The sequence below is a fragment of the Rhodopseudomonas boonkerdii genome (assembly GCF_021184025.1).
Lineage (GTDB): Bacteria > Pseudomonadota > Alphaproteobacteria > Rhizobiales > Xanthobacteraceae > Tardiphaga > Tardiphaga boonkerdii.
Window position 1 is genome coordinate 2,719,908 of the sequence record NZ_CP036537.1, and the last position, 24,633, is coordinate 2,744,540.

The following is a 24,633-nucleotide window of genomic DNA, read 5'->3' on the forward strand; positions in this document are numbered from 1 at the left end:
AGCGTTTCCTCTCTTGGCGTTATTGCTTTGTTGATTAGCGAAAAGCGTAGTCAGAGCTGTGATCGCAGACAAGTCGCGTTGGCGTGGCGAACAAACAAAAAGCCTCGCAACATGGGCTGCGAGGCTTTCGAATTTCGTAGGGCGGATGAGCGAAGCGTAATCCGCCGGCCGACTATGTGTGGTGAAGAACGGCGGATTACGTTGCGCTCATCCGCCCTACGCGATCGCGACTATCTGAAGCTGACCAATCGGAACAGCGGCGCGAGGTAGCTCATCTCCGAACCGGAGGTCGGCGTGGTGCGGCTGACGAAGTCGAAGATCTTGCCATCCTGCAAGCCGTAATTGGCGAGGCGGGTCACCTTGCGATCCTTGTCGAAATAGACCGCGATGACGCGTTGGTCGGTGACCTTCTGCGGCATGAAGGCGACGGCGCGTTCGGCGCGCTGCGAGATGTAGTAGAACACTTCACCGTTCAGGGTGGCGACGGTGGACGGGGTGCCCATGACGATCAGGACCTGATCCTGGCTGGCGCCGATCGGGATCTGCTCGAGCGCGCCGGTGGGCAGGATGTAGCCCTTCTGGAACTGTTCGGCGCAGGCGCCGAGGGACAGGCAGACGGCGGCGACGGCCACGACCGAGCGGACCCGGCGCCAGTTCAGGCGCGATCCGCGGAAGGCAGTGCTCAGGCTCGAAATGGTCATATCGGAGGAATCCCCATCCTCTTGGCGCTTCCGGGGCTCTTGCATCCCGGAAGGCGTTGACGTACCGGGCAGAACTGCCGAATGCAACATGCGCGTGCCCGACCGGCCCGCAAGGAACCCGTCATGATCTGGCCGTTCAGTCGATTCAGGAAACCCCCGGCGCGGTTGCGCGGCACCATTGAAGCGATCTATGGCATGATCGTGGCGCAGGCCCGAGAACCGTTATTTTACCGAGATTTAGGTGCGCCCGACACGGTCGACGGACGTTTCGACATGCTGCTGTTGCAGCTCTGGCTGGTGCTGCGGCGGCTGGAGCCGAGAAGTGAACTGGCACAAGGGCTTTTTGACAGGTTCTGCGACGATATGGACGACAATCTGCGCGAACTCGGCACCAGCGACCTCAAGGTGCCGCGCAAGATGCGCGAGTTCGGCGGCGCGTTCTACGGCCGCACCAAGGCCTACGACATCGCGATCGCCGAGGGCACCGAGGCGCTGGCGGCGGCCTTGTCGAAGAATATCTATAATGGCGGCGGTATCGCGCATGCGCGGCAGCTCGCCGCTTACGTCGAAGCGGCAGACAATCACCTCGCCGGGCTCGGTCCGGCCACACTGACTTCCGGCGCGTGGCGGTTTCCGTCGCCCGCGGCAACCCTGGTAACGACATGAGTAAATCCGATCGCGGCCCAAAGCCTCCAAAACTCGAGCCGTCGCAGCTTCCGCCGTCGCAACTCCCGCCGCCGCCCTGGAGCGTCCTTGTCCCGGTGGCTGAAATTCCCGATATAGGCCTGTCGCAGACCATCGCGGCGCGGCCGGATGAGCGCAAGGCAATGGCCGATCTCGGCGGGTTGCCGGATATCGCCGCCGTCAAGGCCGAGCTGAGGCTGCTGCCGGTGCCCGGCGGGACGGTGCATGTCACCGGCCGGGTGATCGGAAAGGTGACGCAGACCTGCGTGGTGACGCTGGAGCCGGTCGAGAACGAGGTCGACGAGGCCGTCGATGTGGTGTTCGCGCCTCCGTCGCAGATTCGCGAACTCGCCGAAACCACGGAAGAGGATGACGGCGAGAGCGAGGACGAGCGCCCGGACCCGCCGGAGCCCATCGAGAACGGCGCCATCGATATCGGGAAGCTGGCCACCGATGCGCTGTTCCTGGGCCTCGATCCCTATCCGCGCAAGCCGGGCGCGGTGTTCCAGGATCAGGTCGAGGCGCCGAATCCTGACGAGCATCCGTTCGCAGCGCTCAAGGCACTGAAAAAGGATTAGGGACAATGTCCCAGGTGCGCAGCGGCACTTCACACCGCATCGCGTCCGGGACATATGCTGATTCCCGGTTCCACTCCGCGGCTGGCGGGGGAAAACCGCCCGGTCAAGGTGTTGTGTCAAATGGCGGAAACGCTATTGTCGCGCGCCGAAAACGGGTCCATGCCATCATCTTGCTGCCGCCGGTCGCGGTGGTTCGTCGGCGGCCATGTGAATAAAGCCGCACAAGACAGGTTTCCAGGACGTACATGGCTAAAAAGGTTCGCATCGCGCTCGACGCCATGGGCGGTGATTTCGGCCCATCGGTGGTCATTCCCGGCGCGGCGATTTCGCTGACCCGGCATCCCGACAGCGAATTCGTGCTGGTCGGCGACAGCACGCAAATCGAGAAGGAAATGGCTAACCACCCGGCGCTCAAGAAGGTGTCGCGGGTGATCCATTCCGATGTCGCGGTGTCGATGCACGACAAGCCGAGCCAGGCGCTGCGCCGTGGCCGCAAGGTCTCGTCCATGTGGATGGCGATCGACGCGGTAAAGCATGGCGAGGCCGATGTCGCGGTCTCGGCCGGCAACACCGGCGCGCTGATGGCGATGGCGCGGTTCTGCCTGCGCACGCTGCCGGGCATCGATCGCCCCGCCATCGCGGCGGTGTGGCCGACCATGCGCGGCGACAGCATCGTGCTCGATCTCGGCGCCACCATCGGCGGCGATGCGCATCACCTCAAGTCGCTGGCGATCATGGGCAGCGCCATGGCGCGGGTGATGTTCGATCTCGAGCGCCCGACCGTCGGTCTGCTCAATATCGGCGTCGAGGAAGTGAAGGGCGGCGAGGAGATTCGCGAGGCGGCGGAGCTGCTCCGCTCGGCCGACCTGCCGCAGCTGAAATTTATCGGCTTCGTCGAAGGCGACGGCATCGGCAAGGGCGATGCCGATGTGATCGTTACCGAAGGCTTCTCCGGCAATATCGCGCTCAAGGCGGCAGAGGGCACCGCGCGGCAGCTCGCCGAATATCTGCGCGCCGCCATGAGCCGCACCTGGCGTTCGAGGATCGGCTATCTGTTCGCCAAGAACGCCTTCAAGGCGCTGCGCGACAAGATGGATCCGTCAAAATCCAATGGCGGCGTATTTCTCGGCCTCAACGGCATCGTGGTGAAGAGCCACGGTGGCACCGATGCTGATGGTTTCGCCTATGCGGTCGATGTCGGCTATGACATGGTCCGCTACGACCTGCTCAACAAAATCAATCAAACGCTCGACCGGGATCATGGCGCGTCTGCCGCGCCGGCGGCCGCGCAGGAGGCTGTCTCGTGATACGTTCAGTCGTGCTCGGCTGCGGCTCCTATCTGCCGGAGCGTGTTCTTACCAACACTGAACTGGCGACCAAGGTCGATACGTCGGACGAATGGATCGTCCAGCGTACCGGCATCCAGCAGCGCCATATTGCTGCGGAAGGCGAGTTCACCTCGCATCTTGCGGTCAAGGCGGCGCAGGCGGCGCTGAAGAATGCCGGAATCGATGCGCAGTCCATCGACCTGATCGTGCTGGCCACCTCGACGCCGGACAACACCTTTCCGGCAACGGCGGTGGCAGTTCAGAACGCGCTCGGCATCACTCATGGCGCGGCATTCGACCTTCAGGCGGTGTGTTCGGGCTTCATCTTTGCGCTTACCACGGCCGACAGTCTGCTGCGCACCGGCGCCGGCAAGCGCGCGCTGGTGATCGGCGCCGAGACATTCTCGCGCATTCTCGACTGGACCGATCGTGGCACCTGCGTGCTGTTCGGCGACGGCGCCGGCGCCGTGGTGCTCGAAGCGCAGGAGCAGGCGGGAACCACGGCCGATCGCGGCGTGCTCACCACCCATCTGCGCTCCGATGGCCGGCACAAGGACAAGCTGTTCGTCGATGGCGGCCCATCCTCGACGCAGACGGTCGGCTATCTGCGCATGGAAGGCCGCGAAGTTTTCAAACATGCCGTCGGCATGATCACCGATGTGATCGTCGATGCCTTTGCGGCGACCGGTGCGAGCGCCGAGAGCATCGACTGGTTCGTGCCGCATCAGGCGAACAAGCGCATTATCGACGCTTCCGCGCATAAATTGCATATTGCACCGCAGAAGGTCGTGCTCACCGTGGATCGCCACGGCAACACCTCGGCGGCATCGATTCCGCTGGCGCTATCTGTTGCGGTCAATGACGGACGCATCAAGAAAGGCGACCTGGTTTTGCTCGAAGCCATGGGCGGTGGCTTCACCTGGGGCTCGGCGCTGGTTCGCTGGTGATGGTTGCAAAACCACAACAGCTCAAATTGTCATGATTTTCCATGCGCTTGCGGCGCCCTGCGGTGTTGACCCGGTGGCGTTAACCTCCTAGTTTCCGTGACGAATTTCGGTTCGCCGAGAAGTTTTTGGGGCAGGCATGACGGGCACGGGAAAAACAGTCACACGCGTCGATCTGTGCGAGGCGGTCTATCAAAAGGTAGGCTTGTCGCGCACCGAGTCGTCTGCGTTTGTTGAACTTGTTCTGAAAGAGATCACGGATTGTCTGGAAAAGGGCGAGACAGTGAAACTGTCGTCGTTCGGCTCCTTCATGGTGCGCAGTAAAGGTGAGCGCATCGGGCGCAATCCGAAGACGGGCACGGAAGTGCCGATTTCGCCGCGACGTGTGATGGTGTTCAAGCCGTCTGCAATTCTCAAGCAGCGTATCAACGGCAACACGGCGCCGGCCGGCAACGGCAAAGACCACGACGATTGATGTTATAATCCCGGGGATGAACCACAGGAATCCTGCACTTGGATAAAGCGCCGGATGCGTTTCGGACCATCAGCGAGGTCGCCGACGACCTCGACATTCCGCAGCATGTGCTGCGGTTCTGGGAAACGCGGTTCACTCAAATCAAGCCCATGAAGCGATCCGGCGGCCGGCGATATTATCGCCCGGACGACGTCGATCTGCTGCGCGGTATCCGCCGGCTTCTGTACGGTGAGGGCTACACGATCCGCGGCGTACAGCGGATCCTCAAAGAGAACGGCATCAAGGCGGTGCAGGGACTGGCAGATGAGCAGGCCGCGCCGGGCTTCGCGCCCGTGCGCGCGGGACCGCGGATGTCCTCGGCAGAGCCGATCATGACGCGGCCCGTTGCCAGGCGTCCGGTGGTCGAGGACGAGCCGGAAGAAGAGGTAGAGGGCGAGCTCGAAGAAGAGTTCGAGGACGAAGAGGCCGAGGACGAGGGCGCAGCCGGGGACGCCGAAGAGGAAGAAGCCGGCGAGGACGACTCCGAAGAAGGCGACGAGGAAGAAGAAGCCGAGGAAGCGGACGAAGAAGACGGCGAGGACGATTCCGACGACGAGGCGTCTGATGACGATGCCGAGGAGGAGGAAGCCGAGCCCGAGTCGGCCGCGACCCGCAAGGCGCCGGACGTTGTCGTTCGCCGCGAAACTGACATGCGCCGGCCGGCCGGCCCCGCGCCGGAGGTGCGCACCGACCCTGCCATGCGCACGGCGCCGCGCGTCGAGCCGCGTCTGCAACAAGCCATTGGCCGCACCGATCCGGCGACCATGAGCCGTGCCAATCCGACGCCTCAGCCGCGCGCAAATCCTGCACCGCAGCCGCGCCTGGCGTCGCAACCATCGCCGCAGCCCCGTCCGGCGCGTTCGCTCGACCGCGAGCGATTGGAAGCCGTGCTGGAAGAATTGCTCGCCGCCCGCCGCGCCCTGGACGCGGCGATGAAGGAGGGCGGCAATTAAGCGGGATCATCCCATGGACATGGGAGCGGGTGAGCGTCTGGCGCTTGCACACCGCCCGGAACGACGTTACAGCATGCCTCGGCGGAGCGTAGCGCAGCCCGGTTAGCGCACTAGTCTGGGAGACTAGGGGTCGGAGGTTCGAATCCTCTCGCTCCGACCATTAATTAGCTGAAATAACTGGATAAATGGCGGAAGGCTGCGAGTTGCTCCGGGCCTTTTGTGGCTCGTCACAATGGCGCTCCGGCATTGGAACCGGATATCGGGCGTCCCGAAAAACAAAAATGACCCGGAACCGGAAGGCCCGAGCCATTTTCTGCGCGGGCGTACATCCGGCTCGCGCGAACCTGACCACCACTGTGAGTCGCGATCGTTAATGTGACGTTAGCGCTCGCATAAGAATGTGCGATGACGCGACCGCGTCAGTTCTGTGAGCGCGGATCGCAGGCTCACCCCGTCGGTCCCTCGATCTCCGGATGGTCCTTGTCGGGCAGCACGCCGCTTCCTGGCGTCTTGTGCTTATCGGTCAGATGCGGCTTGTCATGAGCGCCGGCCGGCGGGATCTTATCATCTCGCCCAGGCTGCTTGACGTTGTCGCGATTTTTCGATGCGTCGGTCATGCCCAGCAAACGCGTGTGTCGATGCGCGGTTCCTGTTCCAGCCGGAACGCGTTGTGGCGCTAAATCGGAAGCCGGTGCATCGAACTGGAACCATTGTGACGCTCTCGACTTGTCCTGCCACATTTAGAAAAGAGGAAGGGACATATACCCATGATCAAGAAGCTTGCGATGTTGGCTGCGGCCGGCCTTCTTTATGTCGCGGTGCCGACCGCTCCCGCGTCCGCACAGGGCATCAGCGTGCATGTCGGTGGCGGCCATCACGGCTATCATGGTCCTCGCGGTTATCATCGTGGCCCCGGCTATCGTCACGGCCGCGCGTATTACGCTCCGCGTCATCATCACCGCCACGGCTATTACGGTGGCCCGCGGAAGAAGGTCATCGTGGTGCGCTAACACAGCACCTGGATCAGAAGACGGCCTCGCGAAAGCGGGGCCGTTTTTGTTGGCAGGTCGCCGAGTTCAGTGCCCGATCCAGGGCTCGGACAGATAGCGCAGGAGCTTCGCCTCGCGGCGGCCGCGCGAGACGGTATCGAGGATGAGGCCCGAGAACAGTGAGATCACGGCGACCAGCATGATGCCGGTAGCGAGGATCGCGGTCGGGAATCGCGGCACCAAACCTTCCTCGACATAAGTGAGGAAAAGCGGGATCGACAGGATCACCGACATCGCTGCCAGCGTGATGGCGATGGTGGTGAAGAAGCGCAGAGGCTTTTCCGAGCGATACAGCTTCAGGATGGTGCCGAGAATCCGAAAGCCGTCGCGCCACGTGTTGAGCTTGCTGTGCGAGCCTGCGGGGCGCGAGAAATAGGGCGTCGGCATCTCCGCAACCGGGATCGACAATTCGAGGGCGTGGACGCTGAGTTCGGTCTCGATTTCGAAGCCGTCGGAGAGCAACGGGATCGTCTTGACGAAGCGGCGCGAGAACACGCGATAGCCCGACAGAATATCCTCGAATCCGCGCCCGAAAGTGTCGGCGAGGAAGCGCGTCAGAAGAAAGTTGCCGGTGCGGTGACCGGGGCGATACGCCGCGGCGTCCTGATCGATGCGTTGCGCGACGACCATATCGAGGCGTTCGTCGATCAGTCTGGCGATCATCGCGGGCGCGCTGGCAGCGTCATAGGTCGCATCGCCATCGACCATCACGTAGATGTCGGCCTCCACGTCGGCGAACATCCGGCGCACCACGTGGCCCTTGCCCTGATGCCTTTCGCAGCGGACCTGGGCGCCGGCGGCACCGGCAATGGCCGCGGTGTCGTCGGAGGAGTTGTTGTCATAGACATAGACTTCGGCCATCGGCAGCGCGGCGCGAAAATCGTGCACGACCTGACCGATGGCCGCGGCTTCGTTGAAGCAGGGCACCAGCACGGCGATGCGGATGGAAGGTTCCGTCATCGTGCGGCCCGTCCTTCTGCCTGAGTGATGTCGAATTGCGCCACAAAGCGCGCCGTTGCGGCATGACGCTGGGTCGCGACGAACAGGCCCCACATCAGGCCGAGGATCAGCCAGAAATGGCGCCAGTGATCGGTATCGATGATGAAGCCTTCGCCGATGGTGCCGAGATAGGCGGAGAACACCGCGAGATAGGGGCGTTGCCAGGGCGTGCGCACGAAGATGTAGCGGAAGCCGATCAAGGCGGTCGTGAAGACCAGCGCGGGATAGAACACGCCGGAAATCCAGCCGCCGGACATGAAGGCGTTGAGATAGGAGTTATGCGTGTCTTCCGGGAAGAATTTGCTGAATTGCAGCGGGCCGATGCCAAGGGGCAGATCGAGCGCCATCTGCGCGCCGAGGAGATGACGGCCGAAGCGACCGAACCGGCCTTCGTCATAGCTCTGGTCGAACGAGGCGCGCTGCTGGAACATGTCGCGGATGAAATCGAACTGCAGCAGGATCACGAGCGCCAGCGCGACGGCCGCGACGGCCGCGATGGCCATGATGACGATGCGCGAGCGCTGGCGGTTGGTCTGGCTGGTCAGCATCATCAACAACAGCATGAAGGCTGCGGTGAGGGCGAGCATGCCCCAGGCGGCGCGCGAGAAAGCGAGCAGCAGCGCCAGCGTGATGATGCCGAGCAGCACGATCGAGCGCAGCGTGCGGCCGAGCCCGTCGCTGACGACGCTTTGCAAGCAGAGCAGCGCCGGCAATACGAGGAACGCGCCGAACACGTTGGGGTCCTTGAAGGTGCCCGCGGCGCGGCCATAAAGCGTGAATAGTTCGCCGGGTGTCAGGCGCAGATAGCCGGCGATGCCGGCCAACGAGGCGATCACCGCTCCGGCGATCAGGCCGGAACGCAGATAGTGCAGCCGCGCCGCAGTGTCTTCCGAGACCACGAGGGCGATGAAGAGCGCCGTGACCGCCATGTACCAGGACGTCAGGATCCAGTAGACGACCGGCTGCTGGTCCAGCAACGATACGGCACAGATCGTATAGCCGAGATTGACCGCGAACAGCAGCAGCGCCAGCGGCATGAACGCCATACGCATGCGCAGGCCGCTGGCCGTGAACACCACGACCGACGTCAGTGCGAAGATTTCATAAGGGCTCGGCTCGATGAAGACGATGGCGCCGCCCATGCCCATCAACCACAGCAGCCCATGCTGCAGCGTGGCGACAGCGGGAGCCGTCGGCGCCGCATAGGCGTGATCGCTGGAGGCGTGCAGGGTCATGCGGCGATGTTAGCGGGGGCGGGTTGACGAGAGGTGTAAGAGAACGTTGTCCCGGACGCGGTGCGGCGCGGAATGCCGCTCCGCTGAGTCGGGACCGTTACGGGCTCTGGCGTCTGGAACGGCCCCGGATCTGCGAAGCGATACTGCGTATCGCATCGCGTCCGGGGCAGGCGCGCCGTCAATATGCGTTTTCGTTCTTCGTCAACAGCGAGATCGGGGTGCGGAACAGAATATAGGCGTCGAACAGAACCGACCAGTTCTCGATGTAATAGAGGTCGAACTCGACGCGCTTCTGGATCTTCTCCTCGCTGTCGACTTCGCCGCGCCAACCATTGATCTGAGCCCAACCGGTGATCCCGGGTTTGACGCGGTGGCGGGCGAAATAGCCGTCTACGGCTTCATCGAGCAGCTGGCTCTGCAGCCTCTGCTGGACCGCGTGCGGGCGTGGGCCGACCAGCGAGAGATTGCCCTTGAGCACCACATTGAACAACTGCGGCAACTCGTCGATGCTCGATTTCCTGATAAAGCGGCCGACGCGGGTGACACGCTTGTCGCCTTTGGTCACCACGGTCTTGGCCAGCGGGTCGGCCTGATCGTGATAGAGCGATCGAAACTTGAAGACGTCGATACGCTCGTTGTTGAAGCCGAAACGCTTCTGCCGGAACAGCACCGGGCCGGGACTGTCGAGCTTGATGGCGAGTGCGATCAGCGCCATGAGGGGCAGAGCGCAAAGCAGCGCGATGCCGCCGACCACACGGTCGAACAGCCACTTCATGACCAGATCCCAGTCGGTGATCGGTGCCTCGAAGACGTCGAGGGTCGGCACCTTGCCAAGATAGGAGTATGAGCGGGGACGGAAACGCAGCTTGTTGGTGTGCGCGGACAGGCGGATATCCACCGGCAACACCCACAGCTTCTTCAGCATTTCGAGAATGCGCATTTCTGCGGAAATCGGCAGCGCGAAAAGCACGAGATCGACGCGGGTGCGGCGCGCGAATTCGATGATGTCGTCGATCTTGCCGAGCTTCGGTGCTCCGGCGATGATGTCCATCGAGCGCTTGTCGCTGCGGTCGTCGAACACGCCGAGGATCTGGATGTCGGAATCCTCCTGCGACTGCAACTCCCGGATCAACTGCTCGCCATTGACGTCGGCGCCCACGATGACGGTGCGGCGGGCGAGGCGGCCCTGGTGCGCCCAGCGGATGATCAATATGCGCAGCACGGTGCGCTGTGCGACGAGGGCGGCGAGGCCGACGAGGAAGAACGACGCCAGCCAGACGCGGGATACCGCGCTGCCGAACTTTGCGAAAAACGATACGCCGATGAACAGCAGAAAGACGAACGCCCAGGCGGAGACCATTCGGGTCAACTGCCTCACGCGACCGCGGAACATCTGCAGATTGTAGATATCGGCGGCCTGGAAGCAGGCGACCGCAACGGCCGACATCGCGACGATGCCTGCTGGATATTCCCAGGTGAAACTGGAAGTGGGGGCGACATAGGCGAGATAAAGCGCCGTCCCGACAAGGCTGAGCAGGATGAAATCGATGGCACGGACGGCGCCGCTGATGACCACCGGCGAATAGGCCGAGCGGACTTTCTGCTCGACGACAGCAAGCGCTTCGGGCGTCAACCTGCGGCGGCGTTCGAACTGGCGGGACGGAGATGCGTCCGTCGCAGCAGCATCGATCATTGAGCGAGCGTTGATCGGATCCAAAGCGAACTTCCTACTTATTGTATGGCATGCTCCAGGGAGGGGGAGCATACGTCTTTTCCGCCGAATTAGCGGACAAATCGGAAGAATTCGTTACAGGTTAACGGGGGTTAGTGATTTGCAAACGCTTCGCGGTAACCGGCGATGACGCCTTCCACCATGGCGCCCTGCGAAAAGTGCTGCTGGATGCGCTCACGCAGGATCATGGCGCGCGTGCGTGTGCCATTGAGGTCGTCGAGCGCAATTTTGATCGCGTCGGCCATGGCGGCGGCATTGCTCGGTGGAAACAGCGCCTCCCTGTGCGGACCGAAAATTTCCGGAATGCCGCCGACATCGGCAGCGATCATCGGCACGCCGGCCGCACCGGCTTCGATCACGACATAGGGCATGCTGTCGCCGCGCGACGGGACCACCAGAAGCCGCCCTTTGGAGAAGCCGAAACGCGGCTTCACATGGCCGATGAAGCGGACCGCACTGCCGAGGCCGAGCCGCTCGATCTGGGCTTTGAGGGCGTTGGTCTCTTCGCCGTCGCCGCCAAGGGTGAGGGTGACGGCGCGACCGTCGGCGCGCAGGCGCGCGACAGCGTCGACGAGCAGATCGGCGCCCTTGATGCGGCGGAACTCACCGACATAGCAGATATCGGTGGCGTCCTCGGCAAGCTCGACCGGATCGAATTCACCGGATGTGACACCGTTGAATACGCATTTCACGAGGCCCGACGGCGTACCGATCATGCGCTGATACGTATCGCGGGCGAAGGTGCTTTCGAACAGAAACAGTTCGGTGCGATTCATCAGGCCGCGCTCGAGCCGGCTGTAGAAGGCGCCTTTTGCCGTGTTTTGTGGATAGTGCAGCGAGCCGCCATGCGGCGTGTAGATGCGGATGGTGTCCTTGGCGTGCCCCTTCAAACGCACGAAGGCGCCTGCCTTGGCGCCGTGGCCGTGCAGCACGTCGGGCTTCAACCGGCGCGCGAGGCTCCTGAAGCTGAACCAGACGGAGAGATCGGTTGGATCGGGCTCGCGTTTGATCGGCAGGCGGTGGACGCCGAGCTTCAGGCGCGGTGCGATGTCGGCCAGCGCTACGTCGGCCCGCTCCCCGCCGGTGAGGCTGTCGGCGAGGATGCCGACCTCATGGCCGCGGTCGGCCTGACCGTTGGCGACGTCGATGATGTGGCGAAAGATACCACCGACAGGCGCGCGCACGGCGTGAAGGATGCGAAGCGGCTTGTCCGTGGCAGTCATACGTAAAACCAGCTTTCGCGGGGGAGCGCCGCCCGCCTGGATTCAAAATCGCTGAAGAAATTGAGTTCAATAAGCGTCATCGCGGTTAACAAAGCGTGAGGCTGTCGTTTGCCCCGCCTCTGGCTCCAAGGGGGCGTCAACCTGCGCGATTAACCGGCCGGCAACCTTAATCGCATTTAATCGGCGCCATTGAGTAGGCGCCATGGCGTTCTGTAGGGGTTTGCGATGCGTTGGCCGTTTGGGCGTGCAGGTAAGGATGTTGCGTCGGTTGATCGGGCCGCCAAGGCGACCGGCGCAGAGAAGCCCGCCTCTGTGTTGAAGTCTGCATTCACTCCCAGAATGAAGGAAGCTGTCGTCACCGAGCGCGCGCCGCCGCCTGCGTCGCCGCAGCTTGACGATCTCGATCTCGGTGCGCTTGGCCGGGCGCTGCTGCGCAAGCGGATGTGGGTCATCGTGCCGACGCTGATCGCCGCCATCGGCTCCGCGGTTCTCGTCAATCTGATCACGCCGCGTTACAAGTCCGAAGCGCGCATTCTGATCGATGGCCGCGAAAATATCTTTCTGCGCCCCAATGGCGAGCGCAGCGAGGAACGCAGCACGCTTGATGCGGAAGCTGTCGCCAGCCAGGTGCAGCTGGTGCTGTCGCGCGATCTCGCGCGTGAGGTGATCAGAAAGAACAAGCTGGCCGAGCGCCCGGAGTTCGATCCGGTGCTGAAGGGCGCGCAGCCATGGAAATCGCTGCTGGCGCTGATCGGCGCGGCGCGCGATCCGTTCTCGATGACGCCGGAAGAGCGTGTGCTGGATTCCTATTATGAACGGCTGACGGCCTTCGCGGTCGACAGGTCGCGTGTCATCGTTGTGGAATTCCAGTCGATCGATCCCGACCTTGCCGCCAAGGTCGCCGACTCCATCGCCGATGGCTATCTCGTCATGCAGCAGGCGGCACGCCAGCAGCAGGCAAAGGCGGCCGGGCAGTGGCTTTCGGGCGAGATCGACGACCTCCGCAAGAAGGTCAATGATGCGGAATCGCGCGCCGAGGATTTCCGCTCGAAATCGAGCCTGTTCATCGGTACCAACAACACTTCGCTGTCGAACCAGCAGCTTGGCGAGATCAACAGCCAGCTTAACAACGCACGCGCCTTGAAGTCGGACGCCGAATCCAAGGCGCGGCTGATCAAGGAAATGCTGCAGGGTGGCAAACCGATCGAATTTTCCGAAGTGCTGAATTCCGACCTGATCCGCCGTCTTTCCGAGCAGCGCGTGACGCTGCGGGCGCAGCTGGCCGAACAATCCTCGACTTTGCTCGATGCGCACCCGCGCATCAAGGAACTGCGCGCGCAGCTCGGCGATCTCGACAAGCAACTGCGCGATGAGGCGGCAAAATTGTCGCGGTCTTTCGAGAACGACGCGCGCGTCGCCGCCGGCCGCGTGGACGGTCTCTCCAACAGCCTCGAACAATTGAAGCGCCAGGCGTCGAGCAGCAACGGTCAGGACGTGCAGCTGCGCGCACTGGAGCGCGAGGCCAAGGCGCAGCGCGACCTGCTGGAATCCTACCTCGCAAAATACCGCGAAGCGACGACGCGCGAAAACATCGATGGTGCGCCCACCGACGGCCGTATCATCTCGCGTGCGATCGTTTCCAACACGCCGGCCTATCCGAAGAAGCTGCCGGTCGTGCTGATCGCCACGCTGGCGACGCTGCTCCTCACGGCAGGTAGCATCGTCACCGGCGAATTGCTGCGGATGACTGCGCCGCAGGGACCGGGGGCCGGTGCCGTGCGGGTAATGCAGGCTTCGCGCCGCGTCGAACCTGAGATGCAAATGCAGGCGGAGCCGGTTACGCCCTATGTGCCGGAATCGCCGGCCGTGGCCGCGTCGGGGCCTGCGCCGGTCTTCGCGCCCGCATCCGTTGCTGCAGCTCCAATCGCCGCGCCAGAGACGGAGGCTGCTCCAGCTCCGGCGCCGCTGCGCGACAGCCATCCCGAGCTCGCTGCCGGAGTGACCGAGATCGAGCAACTGGCCCGCGATATCCGTTCTGCCGGCCCCGCCGCGCGGAAGATCACCATTCTCGGCACTGGCCACAATGACAGCATTTCGCTGACCGCGCTGACACTGGCGCGCATTCTGGCGCGCGATGCCAAGGTCGTTCTGGTAGACCTGTCCGCCTCGTCGCCGACATTGAAAGCGGTTTCGAGCGATCCTTCCGCGCCCGGCCTTGCAGATCTCATGCTCGGCGAGGCCTCGTTCGGTCATGTCATCACCAAGGACCGTATGTCCGCGCTGCATATGGTGATGGCAGGCCGCGCCAGCGCCGACCGCTCATTGCTGCGGTCACCGCGCCTGGTCATGGCGCTGGATGCGCTGCTGCGTGTCTACGATCATGTGCTGCTCGATGCCGGCACCGCGGCCGACCTGCCGGCCGGCCTGCTGACCGCGCAAGCCCGCGCGATCGTGGTGCCGGAATCCACCATGGGCATGGAAGCCCGCGCGCGCATGGCGGAGGAGCTTCGGGCCGTGGGCTTCGGCGATGTCCGCATGCTGCGCTCGGTGGCGGAAGCACCGGGTGGCGATGAGCCGAAAGGGCATGGCCCGCGGGTTGCCGCCTGAAGGCTATCTCACTGTTTGCAAGGGATCAGCGGTGAAACGCGCTGCGCAGTCTCTGCGCCATCTGCAGCAGCGCCGGTGACTGTTTGACCATCCGCTTGGCATGCGCCACCGACGACAGGCCAAGCGCACCCAGGCGCCCGCGCGTGGTCAGCGGGATGTAGCTGTCGAAGATGATCTCGTCGTCCTTGCAGAACATCCGCTTGTAGTCGCCTTCGCCGATGCCGAGATCCAGCGACCGGATGCCGCGCTCGGCATAATGGTCGACGATGCTGCGCATCAGGATCAGGCCCGGGCTGTATTTCGCATTCGCGGACATGGTGTAGGTGTTGAACATCATCGAGAAGCGATGCTCGTCGGTGACGCCGGCATACATGGCGATCACTTCCTCGTCGCAGACGAGAGCATGGATATCGATAGCGTAGCCGCCGGCACGCGGCGTGGCGCAGGCCTCGCGTAGAAAGGCCTCGATGCCGGGTTCGGCGAATACGTCGGGCAGGCCTTGTTCGGCCATGCGCAGCGGCTTCACCGCAAAGAACATGTCGAGCACGCGCGTGACCTCGGCAGGCGTCGTCGCATGCATGTAACCGTAACCGGGCAGGCCCTTGTATTTGGCCTCCTTGGTCTTCAGCCGCTTGCGCATCGAGTTCGATACGCGGTCGGTCGGCGCCGCATCGGGCGCCATGATCAGCACCGGGCATTCGTTGGCGGACGGCTGATGCGGCAGCAGCGCCAGCGGGTTGGCGATGCCGCGCCACGTCTGCGGCTGCTGGAGCAAGGCCAGGACATCGATTTTGTCCGAGCCGGCCTGAATTCCCTTGAGCAACACGTCGATATCGGTGCGGGTTGCGGTCTCCGCGAAATCCCGGCGCCATAGCGGCATGTTGAAGGTGACATGCTTGCCGCCGGGGAAGCTCGCGACACGCATGCCGTTTTCGCGGCCGATCACGAGCGGGAGCAACAAAAGCGGCTGTTGCTCGGCGTCACGGGCGACCACGATGAAGGGCTGCGCGCCTTCCGCCTTGCCGGCGTGCTTCTGCCAGGCGACCAGAAAATCGAAGCGCTGATAGGGCGTCGCGAAATGCGAGGGGGTCTCGAACTGCCGCCAGATCGGTTCGGCGCTTGCGAAGTCGGAAAAAATATCGACCTGCGCGATGCGGGGCGCACCGGGGCGTGCCGCGATTGGTTTATCCATTGCCGCAGCCATGGTCATTGCGATGCCCTGTCGGGATTTTTCCGTTGGGAGCGAAGCTTTGCAAAGAAATCTCAACAAACGGTAAGGAATATGGCGGTGCGGGGATCGCCGCAGGGAGAGTGCGGTGTCGCTGGGGACGGATTGGACGGCGCTGAAGCTGGAAGTGGCCTATGCAAGTGGTGCGTGGCGCCTGCTGGAGCGGTCGCGTGGCGGCGCTGGTATCATCCTCAAATTCACTCGCGTACGGCCGGCACGATCCGCTGCGTTTCAGCCTCTGCGGGCGCAGGAGATTACCCCGCAGTTCCTGCACCGGCTGATCATCAAGTTGAAGGGGTGGCCGTTCGACATCGTTTCCATGGATGAAGCCTGTCGCCGCGTACAGACGCCGCCGGCCGGTCGCCGTTTCGTCGCGCTGACTTTTGATGGGGGAACGCGCGATTTCATTGAATTCGCGTGGCCGCTGCTGTCCGGCCATCAGGTGCCGTTCACCGTCTATCTACCTGCGGCATTTCCCGACGGATTGGGGCGGATGTGGTGGTTGGCGCTGGAGCAGGTGGTTGGGCGGCATGATCGCATCAACGTGATCATTGACGATGTCAGGCGCTATTTCGAAACCGCGGATATCGCTGGCAAAGTTCATGCGCATCACTACCTCAATGGCTGGTTGCGTAGCCTGCCGCAGCGCGAACTCGATCATGCGATCGACGATCTCTGCCTGCGCTACGATGTAGATCTTGCCGCGCTGTCACGTGCTGTTGCGATGACGTGGGATGACGTGGCGATCTTCGCCGGCGATCCGCTGGCGACGATCGGCACCAGCACGCTGAATTATCCTGTCCTCGCGCATCTCGACGAAGCTGCGGCCACGCGCGAGATGGCGATGGGGCAAGCGGTGGCTGCAGCGGCTCTGCCCGAGCCGCCGCGGCACTTTGCATTTCCGTTCGGGGACGCGGCATCGTTTTCGTTACGCGATGTCTCCGTCGCCAGAGAGCAGGGCTTTGTCAGCGCAGCGACGTCGGTGCCGGGTGTCGTTCGGGCGGGGGCGGAACTGCACGCATTGCCGCGGCTGGCATGGGATGGCCGGCGGACCTCGCTGCGCGTGCTCAGGGCAATGATGAGCGGTTTGCTGTAGGACGGATGAGGCGAAGCCGTAATCTGCCGGGGAGTTTCCATTTTGAACCCGGCCGGCGGATTACGCTTCGCTCATCCGCCCTACGGCCTCATTCTTGTTCCGGATCGGGCCGCTGCATCCAGCTCACGATCGGCATCGCCGGCAGTACCCAGCCGATACCTGCCACCACATAGAAAATCGCCTGTCGCCAGCCGGAGGCGGCGAGCCATGGCATCTGTGCCATGGCCATGCCGAGCAGCGACCACACCACCACGAGAATCAGGAGCAGGATGGTTCCGAGGAATTTGCGCGTGCGGATTTTCATGAAGGCCGGGGCAGGGTGGACAAAGTGCCTAACTTTGCAGGGCGGGGCGGGCGGACTATAAGGGGCGCGAAAATCCGTTAAAAGTGCTGTTTTGCAAAGCGCGGCCTGAAAGTACCGAGATCGATTGCCAAATCCCATGGCTGCCATTTCCCAAATCCGCGACAAGGAATTGCGCCCGGTGCGCTGGTGGCTGATGGCGGTCGCGGCGATGATCGTCGCCATGGTGATGGTCGGCGGCGCCACGCGGCTGACGGAATCCGGACTGTCCATCGTGGAATGGAAACCGGTCACCGGCGCGCTCCCGCCGCTGACCGACGCGCATTGGCACGAGGCCTTCGAGGCCTACAAGAAAATCCCGCAATATCGCGAGCTCAATCACGGCATGAGCCTCGCCGAATTCAAGACCATCTTCTGGTGGGAATGGAGCCATCGGTTGCTCGGCCGCACCATCGGCATGGTGTTCCTGCTGCCGTTCCTGTTCTTCCTGTGGCGCGGCATGGTGCCATCCCAACTGAAAAAGCCGCTATGGGTGATCTTCGCGCTTGGCGGGTTGCAGGGCTTTGTCGGCTGGTGGATGGTGGCCTCGGGCCTCACGCATCGCGTCGAGGTCTCGCAATATCGCCTCGCGGTGCATCTGATGCTCGCGCTGATCATCTTCGCCGCCGTCGTGTGGGTAATCAGGCGGATGAGTGCCGGCGCGACGGGGCTCGCATCGATGCGGCTGCGCGTGACGAGCTGGGTGCTGCTCGGGCTTACTTTCCTGCAGATCTATTTCGGTGCGCTGGTCGCGGGGCTGCGCGCCGGGCGTGTCTTCAATACCTGGCCGGACATCGACGGCGCGTTCATTCCGTCGGCGTCGCGTCTGTTCTTCGAAGACCCGTGGTGGCGCAATATGTTCGACAACGCGCTGACCGTGCAGTTTCAGCACCGCATGACGGCCTATCTGCTGTTCGCCGTGGCAATCTGGCACGCGCTGGACACGCTGCTGGCGCGGGCTGAGCGCTCGGTCGTCAACGGCGCGCTATGGCTGGTAGCCGCGATTGCCGTGCAGGCGGTGCTTGGCATTCTCACCTTGCTGCATCAGGTGCCGATCGATCTCGCGCTGGCCCATCAGGCGGTCGCCATCGTCGTGCTGACCCTGGCGCTGTTGCAGGTGGAGCGGATGAAGGGGCGCGATGTGTCGACGGCGTCCCGGCCGCTCGATCTCGCGATCGGCAAAGCCGTCTAATTCTCTGCCCTCATCCTGAGGAGCACGCCGGTTCAGGCGTGCGTCTCGAAGGATGTGCTCCACACTCATGGTTCAAGACGCCCGCCGACTGGCGGGCTCCTCACCATGAGGGCGGAGTTGTGGTCGGACGAAGCCTCAGGCGCTCAGCGCCTGTTCGAGATCCGCAATCAGATCTTCCTTGTCCTCGATGCCCACCGACAGGCGCACCACATCCGGGCCGGCGCCGGCGAGCGACTTCTGGTCGTCGTTGAGCTGACTGTGGGTCGTCGAAGCCGGATGGATGATCAGCGAGCGGGTATCGCCGACATTGGCGAGATGCGAGAACAGCTTTACGTTCGACACCAGTTTTACGCCGGCGTCGTAGCCGCCCTTGAGGCCGAAGGTAAACACCGCGCCCGCGCCCTTCGGCGCATATTTGCGCTGCAGGCTGTGATAGCGGTCGCCGGGCAGACCGGCATAGCTGACCCAGGATACGGCCGGATTGGCCGCGAGCCACTCCGCCACCGCTTTGGCATTGTCCGAGTGTTTTTGCACGCGCAGGCCGAGGGTCTCGATGCCGGTGAGGATCAGAAACGCATTGAACGGCGACAGCGCGGGGCCGAGATCGCGCAGGCCGAGCACGCGGGCGGAGATGGCGAAGGAGAAGTTGCCGAACGTCTCTTGCAGCTTGATCCCGTTATACTCCGGGCGAGGCTCGCTCAGTACCGGAAATTTGCCGTCTTTCGACCAGTCGAAGGTGCCGGCATCGACGATGATGCCACCAATGGAATTGCCGTGGCCGCCGAGAAATTTCGTGAGCGAGTGAAGGACGATGTCGGCGCCATGGTCGATCGGGCGCACGAGATAGGGCGTGGCGAGCGTATTATCGACGATCAGGGGTACGCCGGCCTTACGGGCGACGGCAGCAATGGCTTCGATATCGGTGACAGTGCCGCCGGGATTGGCGATGGACTCGATGAAGATCGCCTTGGTGCGCTGCGTCACTGCGCGCTCGAAGCTAGCCACGTCATCGGTATCGGCCCAGACCACGTTCCAGCCGAAGTGCTTGAAGGCATGATTGAACTGGTTGATCGAACCACCATAGAGCCGGCGTGCCGCGATGAATTCGTCGCCGGGCTTGAGCAGCGAATGGAAGGTGATGAGCTGCGCCGCATGGCCGGACGCGACGGCGAGTGCCGCGGTGCCGCCTTCGAGCGCCGCGACGCGCTCTTCCAGCACGGCATTGGTGGGATTGCCGATGCGCGTATAGATATTGCCGAACGCCTGCAGGCCGAACAGCGACGCTGCATGGTCCGCATCGTTGAAGACGAATGACGTGGTTTGATAGATCGGCGTTGCGCGGGCGCCGGTGGTTGGATCGGGCTGTGCGCCGGCATGCACGGCGAGGGTGCCGAAACCTGGAATACGATCGCTCATCATCACTCCCCATCAAAGGTCGATTTGGTCGGCGCCAAACTGATCGGGCCCGGCGGCGTCGTCAAGACGAGCCGGTTCCTTGTCCGGACTTCGTAACAGTCGCACTGCAGCAGCTCATCGCAGCAAAAAGAAACTGCTGTATCCTGCGCTCAGACGATGTCGTTCTTGTCCTTGGTCTCACGTTGCGCGGCGCGATCGGCAGCAGCCGTACTGCCGCCGCCGAGGCTCTGACGATTCAATGACAGTCGCATGCCCTGGGTCGGGACCGGGGCGCGTTTGGCGCTGATGGTGCGCGAGTTGACGCCCATCCACTGGATCTCCGACGACAGCCGGCCATATTCGATCTTCGGGCAGCGGTTCATGACCACCTTGATGCCCCCCGCTTCGGCCTTGGCTGCAGCGTCGTCATTGCGGACGCCGAGTTGCATCCAGATGACCTTTGGCTTCGATGCGAGCGAGAGCGCGGCATCGACGATGGGCATCGCGTGCTCGCTGCCGCGAAACATGTCGATCATGTCGATGGGGCGATCGATGTCTTCCAGCGATTTGACGAAGGGTTTGCCGAGCAGGCTTTTGCCGACCTGGCCCGGATTGATCGGGATCATGTCGTAACCACGCTCGAGGAGATATTTGAACACGAAATAGCTCGGCCGCACATTCTGCGGCGAGGCGCCGATCATGGCGACGGTTTTGACGGTGTTGAGGATCTCGCGAATATAGGCGTCGCTGTAGTTATCGTGGTTCATTGCAATTCCATTCTCAAACTCTCTCCCTCATGGTGAGGAGCGCGTAGCGCGCGCGTCTCGAACCATGAGATGTCGGGCGACAGCGCCGGCGGCCATCCTTCGAGACGCGGCGAACATGCCGCTCCTCAGGATGAGGGCGGAGTTATTTATCTTCCCATTTCGGCTCGCGCTTCGCGATAAACGCGCCGATGCCTTCCTCGGCATCGCGCGCCATCATGTTTTCGGTCATCACCTCGGCGGCAAAGCGATAGGCCTCGGCGAGTCCCATCTCCGCCTGCCGGTAGAACGCCTCTTTGCCGATCTTGATCGTATGAGCCGATTTGCGTGCGACCTGCTGGGCGAGGGCGATGGCAGCGTCGCGCTCGGTCCCCGCAGGCACGACGCGATTGATCAGCCCGATCTCCCGCGCCCGTTCGGCTGAAATCGGCTCGCCGGTCAGCAGCATCTCCATCGCCTGCTTGCGCGGGACGTTGCGGGAGAGCGCCACCATCGGCGTCGAGCAGAACAGGCCGATATCGACACCGGGCGTGGCGAAACGGGCCTGCTCGGAGGCGATGGCGAGATCGCAACTCGCCACGAGCTGGCAGCCGGCGGCGGTGGCGATGCCCTGCACGGCAGCGACCACGGGCTTCGGCAACTGCAAGACCGCCTGCATCATCGCGCTGCAGGCGTTCATCAACTGACCGAAATAGGCGCGGCCGCGATCGGCGTCGGCGCGGCGGGCCGTCAGTTCCTTCAGGTCGTGTCCGGCCGAAAACGCAGGCCCGTTCGCGGCGATCACCACCGCGCGCACGGCCTTGTTGCCGGCGATCTCGTTCAGTGCCGCATGCATCTCGGCGATCAAACCATCGGACAGGCTGTTGCGCGCGGCGGGGCGGTTGAGCGTGAGCACGGCGACATCGCCGATCTGCTCGCGCAAGAGAATGGATGGGTGCACGTTTTCCGCGCGGGCAGGTTGAGCCATGTCTTGTCTTCCATCGGCTGGGCTTATCCGTCACCATATTGTAACAGGACGATGTCGGCGAAAAGACGTGGAGACGGGACGGGGACATGACGGACGCGAAAATGACGGTGCCGGAGCTCGAGGCGTTCTTGAAGCGCGAGTTCCCACAGGCCTTCGGCGCCGGGGATATTGCCATCGAGCACGCCGACGGCACCACCTGTCTGCTGCGCCAGACCTATGGCGAGCGCATGCTGCGGCCGGGCGGTACGGTGTCGGGTCCGACCCTGATGGCTCTGGCCGATTTCGCCATGTATGTGGTGCTGCTGTCCGCCATCGGTCCCGTGGGCCTTGCGGTCACCACCAGCCTGAACATCAATTTCCTGCGCAAGGGCCAGCCGGGACAGGATGTGCTCGCCGCCGCCAAGCTCCTGAAGCTCGGCAAGCGACTGGCGGTGGGGGAGGTGAACCTCCTGTCCGGCACAAGTCCCGACCCGATCGCTCATGTCACGTCCACCTACTCCATTCCGAATAAAGCGTGAATTCTGAGGTAATATTGCACCTTAATTATAAGATGCTGATTTCAAAGCGCTTTATGTTGCCTTACGCCATTGACGGAATCCGGACGGTTCTCTAGAACCACCCTCAATTCGGCGCCCCCGTTTGGGCGCCGATCCCTGTTTCACCCCGTTATACGGATCGTCCAATGAAAACCTTTTCGGCAAAGCCGGCTGAGGTCACGAAGAAGTGGATCGTCATCGACGCCACCGGTCTCGTGGTCGGCCGCCTCGCCACGCTGGTCGCCATGCGCCTGCGCGGCAAGCATCTCCCGACCTACACCCCGCATGTCGATTGCGGTGACAACGTCATCATCGTGAATGCCGACAAGGTGGTGTTCACCGGTCGCAAGCGCGACGACAAGATGTACTATCACCACACCGGCTTCATCGGCGGCATCAAGGAGCGTTCGGCCAAGTCGATCCTCGAAGGTCGCTTCCCGGAGCGCGTGGTCGAGAAGGCCGTCGAGCGCATGATCCCGCGTGGCCCGCTCGGCCGCGTCCAGATGGGCAACCTGCGCGTTTACGCCGGCGCCGATCATCCGCATGAAGCACAGCAGCCCGAGACGCTCGACGTCGGCGCGCTGAACCGCAAGAACAAGAGGGCCGCATAACTATGTCCGATACCATGCAGTCTCTCGACCAGCTCGCTTCGCTGAAGGTCGCCGCACCCGACGCGCCGCGTTACGAGAAGAAGGTCGACAAGCAGGGCCGCGCCTATGCCACCGGCAAGCGCAAGGACGCGGTCGCTCGCGTCTGGGTCAAGCCGGGCTCCGGCAAGGTCACCGTGAACACCCGCGACGTCGAAGTGTACTTCGCCCGCCCGGTGCTGCGCATGCTGATCCAGCAGCCGCTGGTCGCCGCAGCCCGTGCCGGTCAGTATGACGTGGTCTGCACTGTCGCCGGTGGCGGCCTGTCGGGCCAGGCTGGCGCCGTGCGTCACGGTCTGTCCAAGGCCCTGACCAACTTCGAGCCGGAGCTTCGCTCGGTGCTCAAGAAGGGCGGCTTCCTGACCCGCGACTCGCGTGTCGTTGAACGTAAGAAGTACGGCAAGGCGAAGGCCCGTCGTTCGTTCCAGTTCTCGAAGCGCTGATCGTTTCGCCAGCATTCATCCGGCAAGGGCGCCCTCGGGCGCCCTTTTTCATTTGGAGGACGGTTGGACTGTCGCGACTTTGATGCAGTTTTTCCGGAAAACTTTGCTTTGCGCTAAAACGAATTTCCAATGGGTAGATGGTTACGTTCGCGCAGGGCGCTACGCCCGTCCGGCTGATGCAAGCCGGTCATACTGCAAATGATTGCCGGTGCGCGGACATGTTGCTCGACACATCCACACTCTATCTGGTCGCAACACTTGTCGCTGCGATGCTGGGGGGAATGCTTCTCTATTTCGGACGACACGAAGACATCCCCGCGCTGAACTGGTGGGGCTCCGCGTATCTTCTGGGCAGCGTCTCCGTCGGTTTGTGGACGCTCGCCGGGCCGCTGCTCGGCGAGATGCCGACGCTGGCGTTCAACGCTTTCGGTTTCGTCGCCTGCGGCATGGTGTGGACCGCGGCACGCGTGTTCCACGGTCGCGGGCCGATCTGGAGCGGCATATGTCTCGGCGCCGCCATCTGGATCGCGGCGATTTTCATCCTGCCGGTGGACATGACGTCGTTACGCACCACCATCGGCGCCGGCATCGTCGCGCTTTACGCGGTGCTCACCGCCTATGAACTCGGACTTGAGCGCCGTAAATCGCTGCAGCATCGCTGGCCCACGGTGCTGGTGCCGCTGCTGCACGGATTTGTGCTGATGCTGCCCATCCTGCTCGGGGATTTTCTGCATGCGGATGGCGCGACGTTTGGCAACAGCATCTGGGTGGTGGCCTTTGCTGTGGAACTCGTGCTCTACGCCGTCGGGACCGTATTCCTGATCTTCGTGCTGGTGTCCGAACGCACGGTCGCCGTCCACAAGGTCGCAGCATCCTGTGATCCGCTGACTGGTCTCCTCAATCGCCGGGGATTTGCCGAAGCCACTGCACGGATGATCGAGCGCGAGGCGCAGGCACGGCGTCCGATCACCGTGATGATTTTCGATATCGATCACTTCAAATCGATCAATGACCGCTTCGGCCATCCCGCCGGAGATGAGGTGCTGAAGCTGTTTGCATCGGTGATGACCCATTCGCTGCGCATCTCCGATCTGACCGGGCGTATCGGTGGCGAAGAATTCGCTGCCATGTTGCCATGCAGTCTGGACGAGGCGATGCAGGCCGCCGAACGGGTCCGCGAGGCCTTTGCCGGTTGCGGCATCGAGGTGGACGAGGCGCCGGTGGCGACCACCGTCAGCATCGGCGTTGCAGGCGGGCCTGCCGGAACGGAGCTCGACGTGTTGCTCGCGGCCGCGGATACGGCCCTCTATCGAGCGAAACGCTCCGGGCGCAACCGTGTGCAGTCGGCCGAAGAGGAGCCGCTGTCTCTGGCGCAGGGACGCAAGGCCGCAGTGTCGGGCTCGGCGCCGAGGCCGGAGGCCCGTGCGGCCGGCGTCACCATGAAAATGGAAGCCGCGCAGTAAGGGACGGTTTACCAA

The 24,633-nt window shown here is 63.1% G+C and carries 24 protein-coding genes, 1 tRNA gene and 1 pseudogene; 15 read left to right on the forward strand and 11 right to left on the reverse strand.

All coding sequences use genetic code 11. From position 1 onward, the window contains the following. Positions 1-230: 230 nt before the first annotated feature. Complete coding sequence (locus E0H22_RS12590) at positions 231-701, reverse strand: outer membrane protein assembly factor BamE (protein ID WP_233025965.1); 471 nt, start codon at positions 699-701, stop codon at positions 231-233. A gap of 123 nt (positions 702-824) precedes the next feature. Here E0H22_RS12590 and E0H22_RS12595 point away from each other — a divergent pair, with 123 nt between their 5' ends. The 7 genes and pseudogenes from E0H22_RS12595 (at position 825) to E0H22_RS12625 (ending at position 5,862) form a co-directional block, all read left to right on the forward strand. Further along, positions 825-1,367 (forward strand): ubiquinol-cytochrome C chaperone family protein, encoded by a 543-nt coding sequence (locus E0H22_RS12595; RefSeq protein ID WP_233025966.1) that lies wholly within the window; start codon positions 825-827, stop codon positions 1,365-1,367. Continuing rightward, positions 1,364-1,963: a YceD family protein gene (locus tag E0H22_RS12600; RefSeq protein ID WP_233025967.1), complete on the forward strand. Its 600-nt coding sequence runs from the start codon at positions 1,364-1,366 to the stop codon at positions 1,961-1,963. The genes E0H22_RS12595 and E0H22_RS12600 overlap by 4 nt, the downstream gene beginning before the upstream one ends. A gap of 245 nt (positions 1,964-2,208) precedes the next feature. Next, positions 2,209-3,270: a phosphate acyltransferase PlsX gene (gene plsX / locus E0H22_RS12605; RefSeq protein ID WP_233025968.1), complete on the forward strand. Its 1,062-nt coding sequence runs from the start codon at positions 2,209-2,211 to the stop codon at positions 3,268-3,270. Next, positions 3,267-4,238 carry a beta-ketoacyl-ACP synthase III gene (locus E0H22_RS12610; RefSeq protein WP_283818824.1) on the forward strand — a complete coding sequence of 324 codons (972 nt, stop codon included), beginning with the start codon at positions 3,267-3,269 and terminating at the stop codon, positions 4,236-4,238. The genes plsX and E0H22_RS12610 overlap by 4 nt, the downstream gene beginning before the upstream one ends. Positions 4,239-4,374: 136 nt before the next feature. Beyond that, a complete protein-coding gene (locus tag E0H22_RS12615) occupies positions 4,375-4,710 on the forward strand; it encodes an integration host factor subunit alpha (protein WP_233025969.1) in 336 nt (111 codons plus the stop codon). A 38-nt stretch (positions 4,711-4,748) separates the two neighbouring features. Continuing rightward, a pseudogene (locus tag E0H22_RS12620) lies at positions 4,749-5,037 on the forward strand (MerR family transcriptional regulator); the annotation flags it as partial. Positions 5,038-5,784: 747 nt separating this feature from the next. Beyond that, a tRNA-Pro gene (locus E0H22_RS12625) sits at positions 5,785-5,862 on the forward strand. Positions 5,863-6,148: 286 nt separating this feature from the next. On the opposite strand, the gene E0H22_RS12630 is transcribed toward E0H22_RS12625, so the two are convergent. After that, a complete protein-coding gene (locus tag E0H22_RS12630) occupies positions 6,149-6,319 on the reverse strand; it encodes a hypothetical protein (RefSeq protein ID WP_233025970.1) in 171 nt (56 codons plus the stop codon). 150 nt (positions 6,320-6,469) lie between these two features. Between E0H22_RS12630 and E0H22_RS12635 the strand changes: the two genes are divergently transcribed. Beyond that, the gene (locus tag E0H22_RS12635) at positions 6,470-6,712 is read left to right on the forward strand and encodes a hypothetical protein (protein WP_233025971.1); all 243 of its coding nucleotides are present in this window, start codon (positions 6,470-6,472) and stop codon (positions 6,710-6,712) included. Between the two features lie 66 nt (positions 6,713-6,778). Here the strand turns inward: E0H22_RS12635 and E0H22_RS12640 are convergent, their stop codons facing one another. The 4 genes from E0H22_RS12640 to E0H22_RS12655 all read right to left on the reverse strand — a co-directional run bounded on the left by E0H22_RS12640 (position 6,779) and on the right by E0H22_RS12655 (position 11,940). Further along, the gene (locus E0H22_RS12640) at positions 6,779-7,711 is read right to left on the reverse strand and encodes a glycosyltransferase family 2 protein (RefSeq protein WP_233025972.1); all 933 of its coding nucleotides are present in this window, start codon (positions 7,709-7,711) and stop codon (positions 6,779-6,781) included. Then, positions 7,708-8,985: an O-antigen ligase family protein gene (locus E0H22_RS12645; protein ID WP_233025973.1), complete on the reverse strand. Its 1,278-nt coding sequence runs from the start codon at positions 8,983-8,985 to the stop codon at positions 7,708-7,710. The genes E0H22_RS12640 and E0H22_RS12645 overlap by 4 nt, the downstream gene beginning before the upstream one ends. Positions 8,986-9,163: 178 nt before the next feature. Continuing rightward, positions 9,164-10,702, reverse strand: coding sequence for an undecaprenyl-phosphate glucose phosphotransferase (locus E0H22_RS12650; protein WP_233025974.1), 1,539 nt, complete (start codon positions 10,700-10,702; stop codon positions 9,164-9,166). Positions 10,703-10,809: 107 nt separating this feature from the next. Continuing rightward, positions 10,810-11,940 carry a glycosyltransferase family 4 protein gene (locus E0H22_RS12655; protein WP_233025975.1) on the reverse strand — a complete coding sequence of 377 codons (1,131 nt, stop codon included), beginning with the start codon at positions 11,938-11,940 and terminating at the stop codon, positions 10,810-10,812. Positions 11,941-12,165: 225 nt separating this feature from the next. On the opposite strand from E0H22_RS12655, the gene E0H22_RS12660 reads away from it, so the two are divergent. Further along, positions 12,166-14,547 carry a GumC family protein gene (locus E0H22_RS12660; RefSeq protein WP_233025976.1) on the forward strand — a complete coding sequence of 794 codons (2,382 nt, stop codon included), beginning with the start codon at positions 12,166-12,168 and terminating at the stop codon, positions 14,545-14,547. 25 nt (positions 14,548-14,572) lie between these two features. Here the strand turns inward: E0H22_RS12660 and E0H22_RS12665 are convergent, their stop codons facing one another. After that, positions 14,573-15,757 (reverse strand): GNAT family N-acetyltransferase, encoded by a 1,185-nt coding sequence (locus E0H22_RS12665; protein WP_233025977.1) that lies wholly within the window; start codon positions 15,755-15,757, stop codon positions 14,573-14,575. A gap of 106 nt (positions 15,758-15,863) precedes the next feature. Here E0H22_RS12665 and E0H22_RS12670 point away from each other — a divergent pair, with 106 nt between their 5' ends. Beyond that, positions 15,864-16,871 (forward strand): polysaccharide deacetylase family protein, encoded by a 1,008-nt coding sequence (locus E0H22_RS12670; RefSeq protein ID WP_233025978.1) that lies wholly within the window; start codon positions 15,864-15,866, stop codon positions 16,869-16,871. A gap of 88 nt (positions 16,872-16,959) precedes the next feature. On the opposite strand, the gene E0H22_RS12675 is transcribed toward E0H22_RS12670, so the two are convergent. Then, positions 16,960-17,175: a DUF2842 domain-containing protein gene (locus E0H22_RS12675; protein ID WP_233026337.1), complete on the reverse strand. Its 216-nt coding sequence runs from the start codon at positions 17,173-17,175 to the stop codon at positions 16,960-16,962. 136 nt (positions 17,176-17,311) lie between these two features. On the opposite strand from E0H22_RS12675, the gene E0H22_RS12680 reads away from it, so the two are divergent. Next, entirely contained in the window at positions 17,312-18,403 is a 1,092-nt protein-coding gene (locus E0H22_RS12680) for a COX15/CtaA family protein (protein ID WP_233025979.1), read from the forward strand. A gap of 135 nt (positions 18,404-18,538) precedes the next feature. On the opposite strand, the gene E0H22_RS12685 is transcribed toward E0H22_RS12680, so the two are convergent. The 3 genes from E0H22_RS12685 to E0H22_RS12695 all read right to left on the reverse strand — a co-directional run bounded on the left by E0H22_RS12685 (position 18,539) and on the right by E0H22_RS12695 (position 21,529). Further along, positions 18,539-19,819: an O-acetylhomoserine aminocarboxypropyltransferase gene (locus tag E0H22_RS12685; protein ID WP_233025980.1), complete on the reverse strand. Its 1,281-nt coding sequence runs from the start codon at positions 19,817-19,819 to the stop codon at positions 18,539-18,541. 149 nt (positions 19,820-19,968) lie between these two features. Beyond that, the gene (locus E0H22_RS12690) at positions 19,969-20,565 is read right to left on the reverse strand and encodes a CoA-binding protein (protein WP_233025981.1); all 597 of its coding nucleotides are present in this window, start codon (positions 20,563-20,565) and stop codon (positions 19,969-19,971) included. Between the two features lie 142 nt (positions 20,566-20,707). After that, positions 20,708-21,529 (reverse strand): enoyl-CoA hydratase, encoded by an 822-nt coding sequence (locus E0H22_RS12695; RefSeq protein ID WP_233025982.1) that lies wholly within the window; start codon positions 21,527-21,529, stop codon positions 20,708-20,710. A gap of 86 nt (positions 21,530-21,615) precedes the next feature. Here E0H22_RS12695 and E0H22_RS12700 point away from each other — a divergent pair, with 86 nt between their 5' ends. From E0H22_RS12700 to E0H22_RS12715, 4 genes are all read left to right on the forward strand, one after another. Beyond that, positions 21,616-22,047, forward strand: coding sequence for a PaaI family thioesterase (locus E0H22_RS12700; RefSeq protein WP_233025983.1), 432 nt, complete (start codon positions 21,616-21,618; stop codon positions 22,045-22,047). Positions 22,048-22,211: 164 nt separating this feature from the next. Then, complete coding sequence (gene rplM / locus E0H22_RS12705; RefSeq protein WP_233025984.1) at positions 22,212-22,676, forward strand: 50S ribosomal protein L13; 465 nt, start codon at positions 22,212-22,214, stop codon at positions 22,674-22,676. A gap of 2 nt (positions 22,677-22,678) precedes the next feature. Then, a complete protein-coding gene (gene rpsI / locus E0H22_RS12710) occupies positions 22,679-23,155 on the forward strand; it encodes a 30S ribosomal protein S9 (protein ID WP_233025985.1) in 477 nt (158 codons plus the stop codon). A gap of 218 nt (positions 23,156-23,373) precedes the next feature. Continuing rightward, entirely contained in the window at positions 23,374-24,618 is a 1,245-nt protein-coding gene (locus tag E0H22_RS12715; protein ID WP_233025986.1) for a GGDEF domain-containing protein, read from the forward strand. Positions 24,619-24,633 lie beyond the last annotated feature (15 nt).

Coding starts and splice junctions, on each gene's coding strand:
- E0H22_RS12590 (WP_233025965.1), bottom strand. CDS start 701: ATGACCATTTCGAGCCTGAGCACTGCCTTCCGCGGATCGCGCCTGAAC.
- E0H22_RS12595 (WP_233025966.1), top strand. CDS start 825: ATGATCTGGCCGTTCAGTCGATTCAGGAAACCCCCGGCGCGGTTGCGC.
- E0H22_RS12600 (WP_233025967.1), top strand. CDS start 1,364: ATGAGTAAATCCGATCGCGGCCCAAAGCCTCCAAAACTCGAGCCGTCG.
- plsX (WP_233025968.1), top strand. CDS start 2,209: ATGGCTAAAAAGGTTCGCATCGCGCTCGACGCCATGGGCGGTGATTTC.
- E0H22_RS12615 (WP_233025969.1), top strand. CDS start 4,375: ATGACGGGCACGGGAAAAACAGTCACACGCGTCGATCTGTGCGAGGCG.
- E0H22_RS12630 (WP_233025970.1), bottom strand. CDS start 6,319: ATGACCGACGCATCGAAAAATCGCGACAACGTCAAGCAGCCTGGGCGA.
- E0H22_RS12635 (WP_233025971.1), top strand. CDS start 6,470: ATGATCAAGAAGCTTGCGATGTTGGCTGCGGCCGGCCTTCTTTATGTC.
- E0H22_RS12640 (WP_233025972.1), bottom strand. CDS start 7,711: ATGACGGAACCTTCCATCCGCATCGCCGTGCTGGTGCCCTGCTTCAAC.
- E0H22_RS12645 (WP_233025973.1), bottom strand. CDS start 8,985: ATGACCCTGCACGCCTCCAGCGATCACGCCTATGCGGCGCCGACGGCT.
- E0H22_RS12655 (WP_233025975.1), bottom strand. CDS start 11,940: ATGACTGCCACGGACAAGCCGCTTCGCATCCTTCACGCCGTGCGCGCG.
- E0H22_RS12660 (WP_233025976.1), top strand. CDS start 12,166: ATGCGTTGGCCGTTTGGGCGTGCAGGTAAGGATGTTGCGTCGGTTGAT.
- E0H22_RS12665 (WP_233025977.1), bottom strand. CDS start 15,757: ATGACCATGGCTGCGGCAATGGATAAACCAATCGCGGCACGCCCCGGT.
- E0H22_RS12675 (WP_233026337.1), bottom strand. CDS start 17,175: ATGAAAATCCGCACGCGCAAATTCCTCGGAACCATCCTGCTCCTGATT.
- E0H22_RS12680 (WP_233025979.1), top strand. CDS start 17,312: ATGGCTGCCATTTCCCAAATCCGCGACAAGGAATTGCGCCCGGTGCGC.
- E0H22_RS12685 (WP_233025980.1), bottom strand. CDS start 19,819: ATGAGCGATCGTATTCCAGGTTTCGGCACCCTCGCCGTGCATGCCGGC.
- E0H22_RS12690 (WP_233025981.1), bottom strand. CDS start 20,565: ATGAACCACGATAACTACAGCGACGCCTATATTCGCGAGATCCTCAAC.
- E0H22_RS12695 (WP_233025982.1), bottom strand. CDS start 21,529: ATGGCTCAACCTGCCCGCGCGGAAAACGTGCACCCATCCATTCTCTTG.
- E0H22_RS12700 (WP_233025983.1), top strand. CDS start 21,616: ATGACGGACGCGAAAATGACGGTGCCGGAGCTCGAGGCGTTCTTGAAG.
- rplM (WP_233025984.1), top strand. CDS start 22,212: ATGAAAACCTTTTCGGCAAAGCCGGCTGAGGTCACGAAGAAGTGGATC.
- rpsI (WP_233025985.1), top strand. CDS start 22,679: ATGTCCGATACCATGCAGTCTCTCGACCAGCTCGCTTCGCTGAAGGTC.
- E0H22_RS12715 (WP_233025986.1), top strand. CDS start 23,374: ATGTTGCTCGACACATCCACACTCTATCTGGTCGCAACACTTGTCGCT.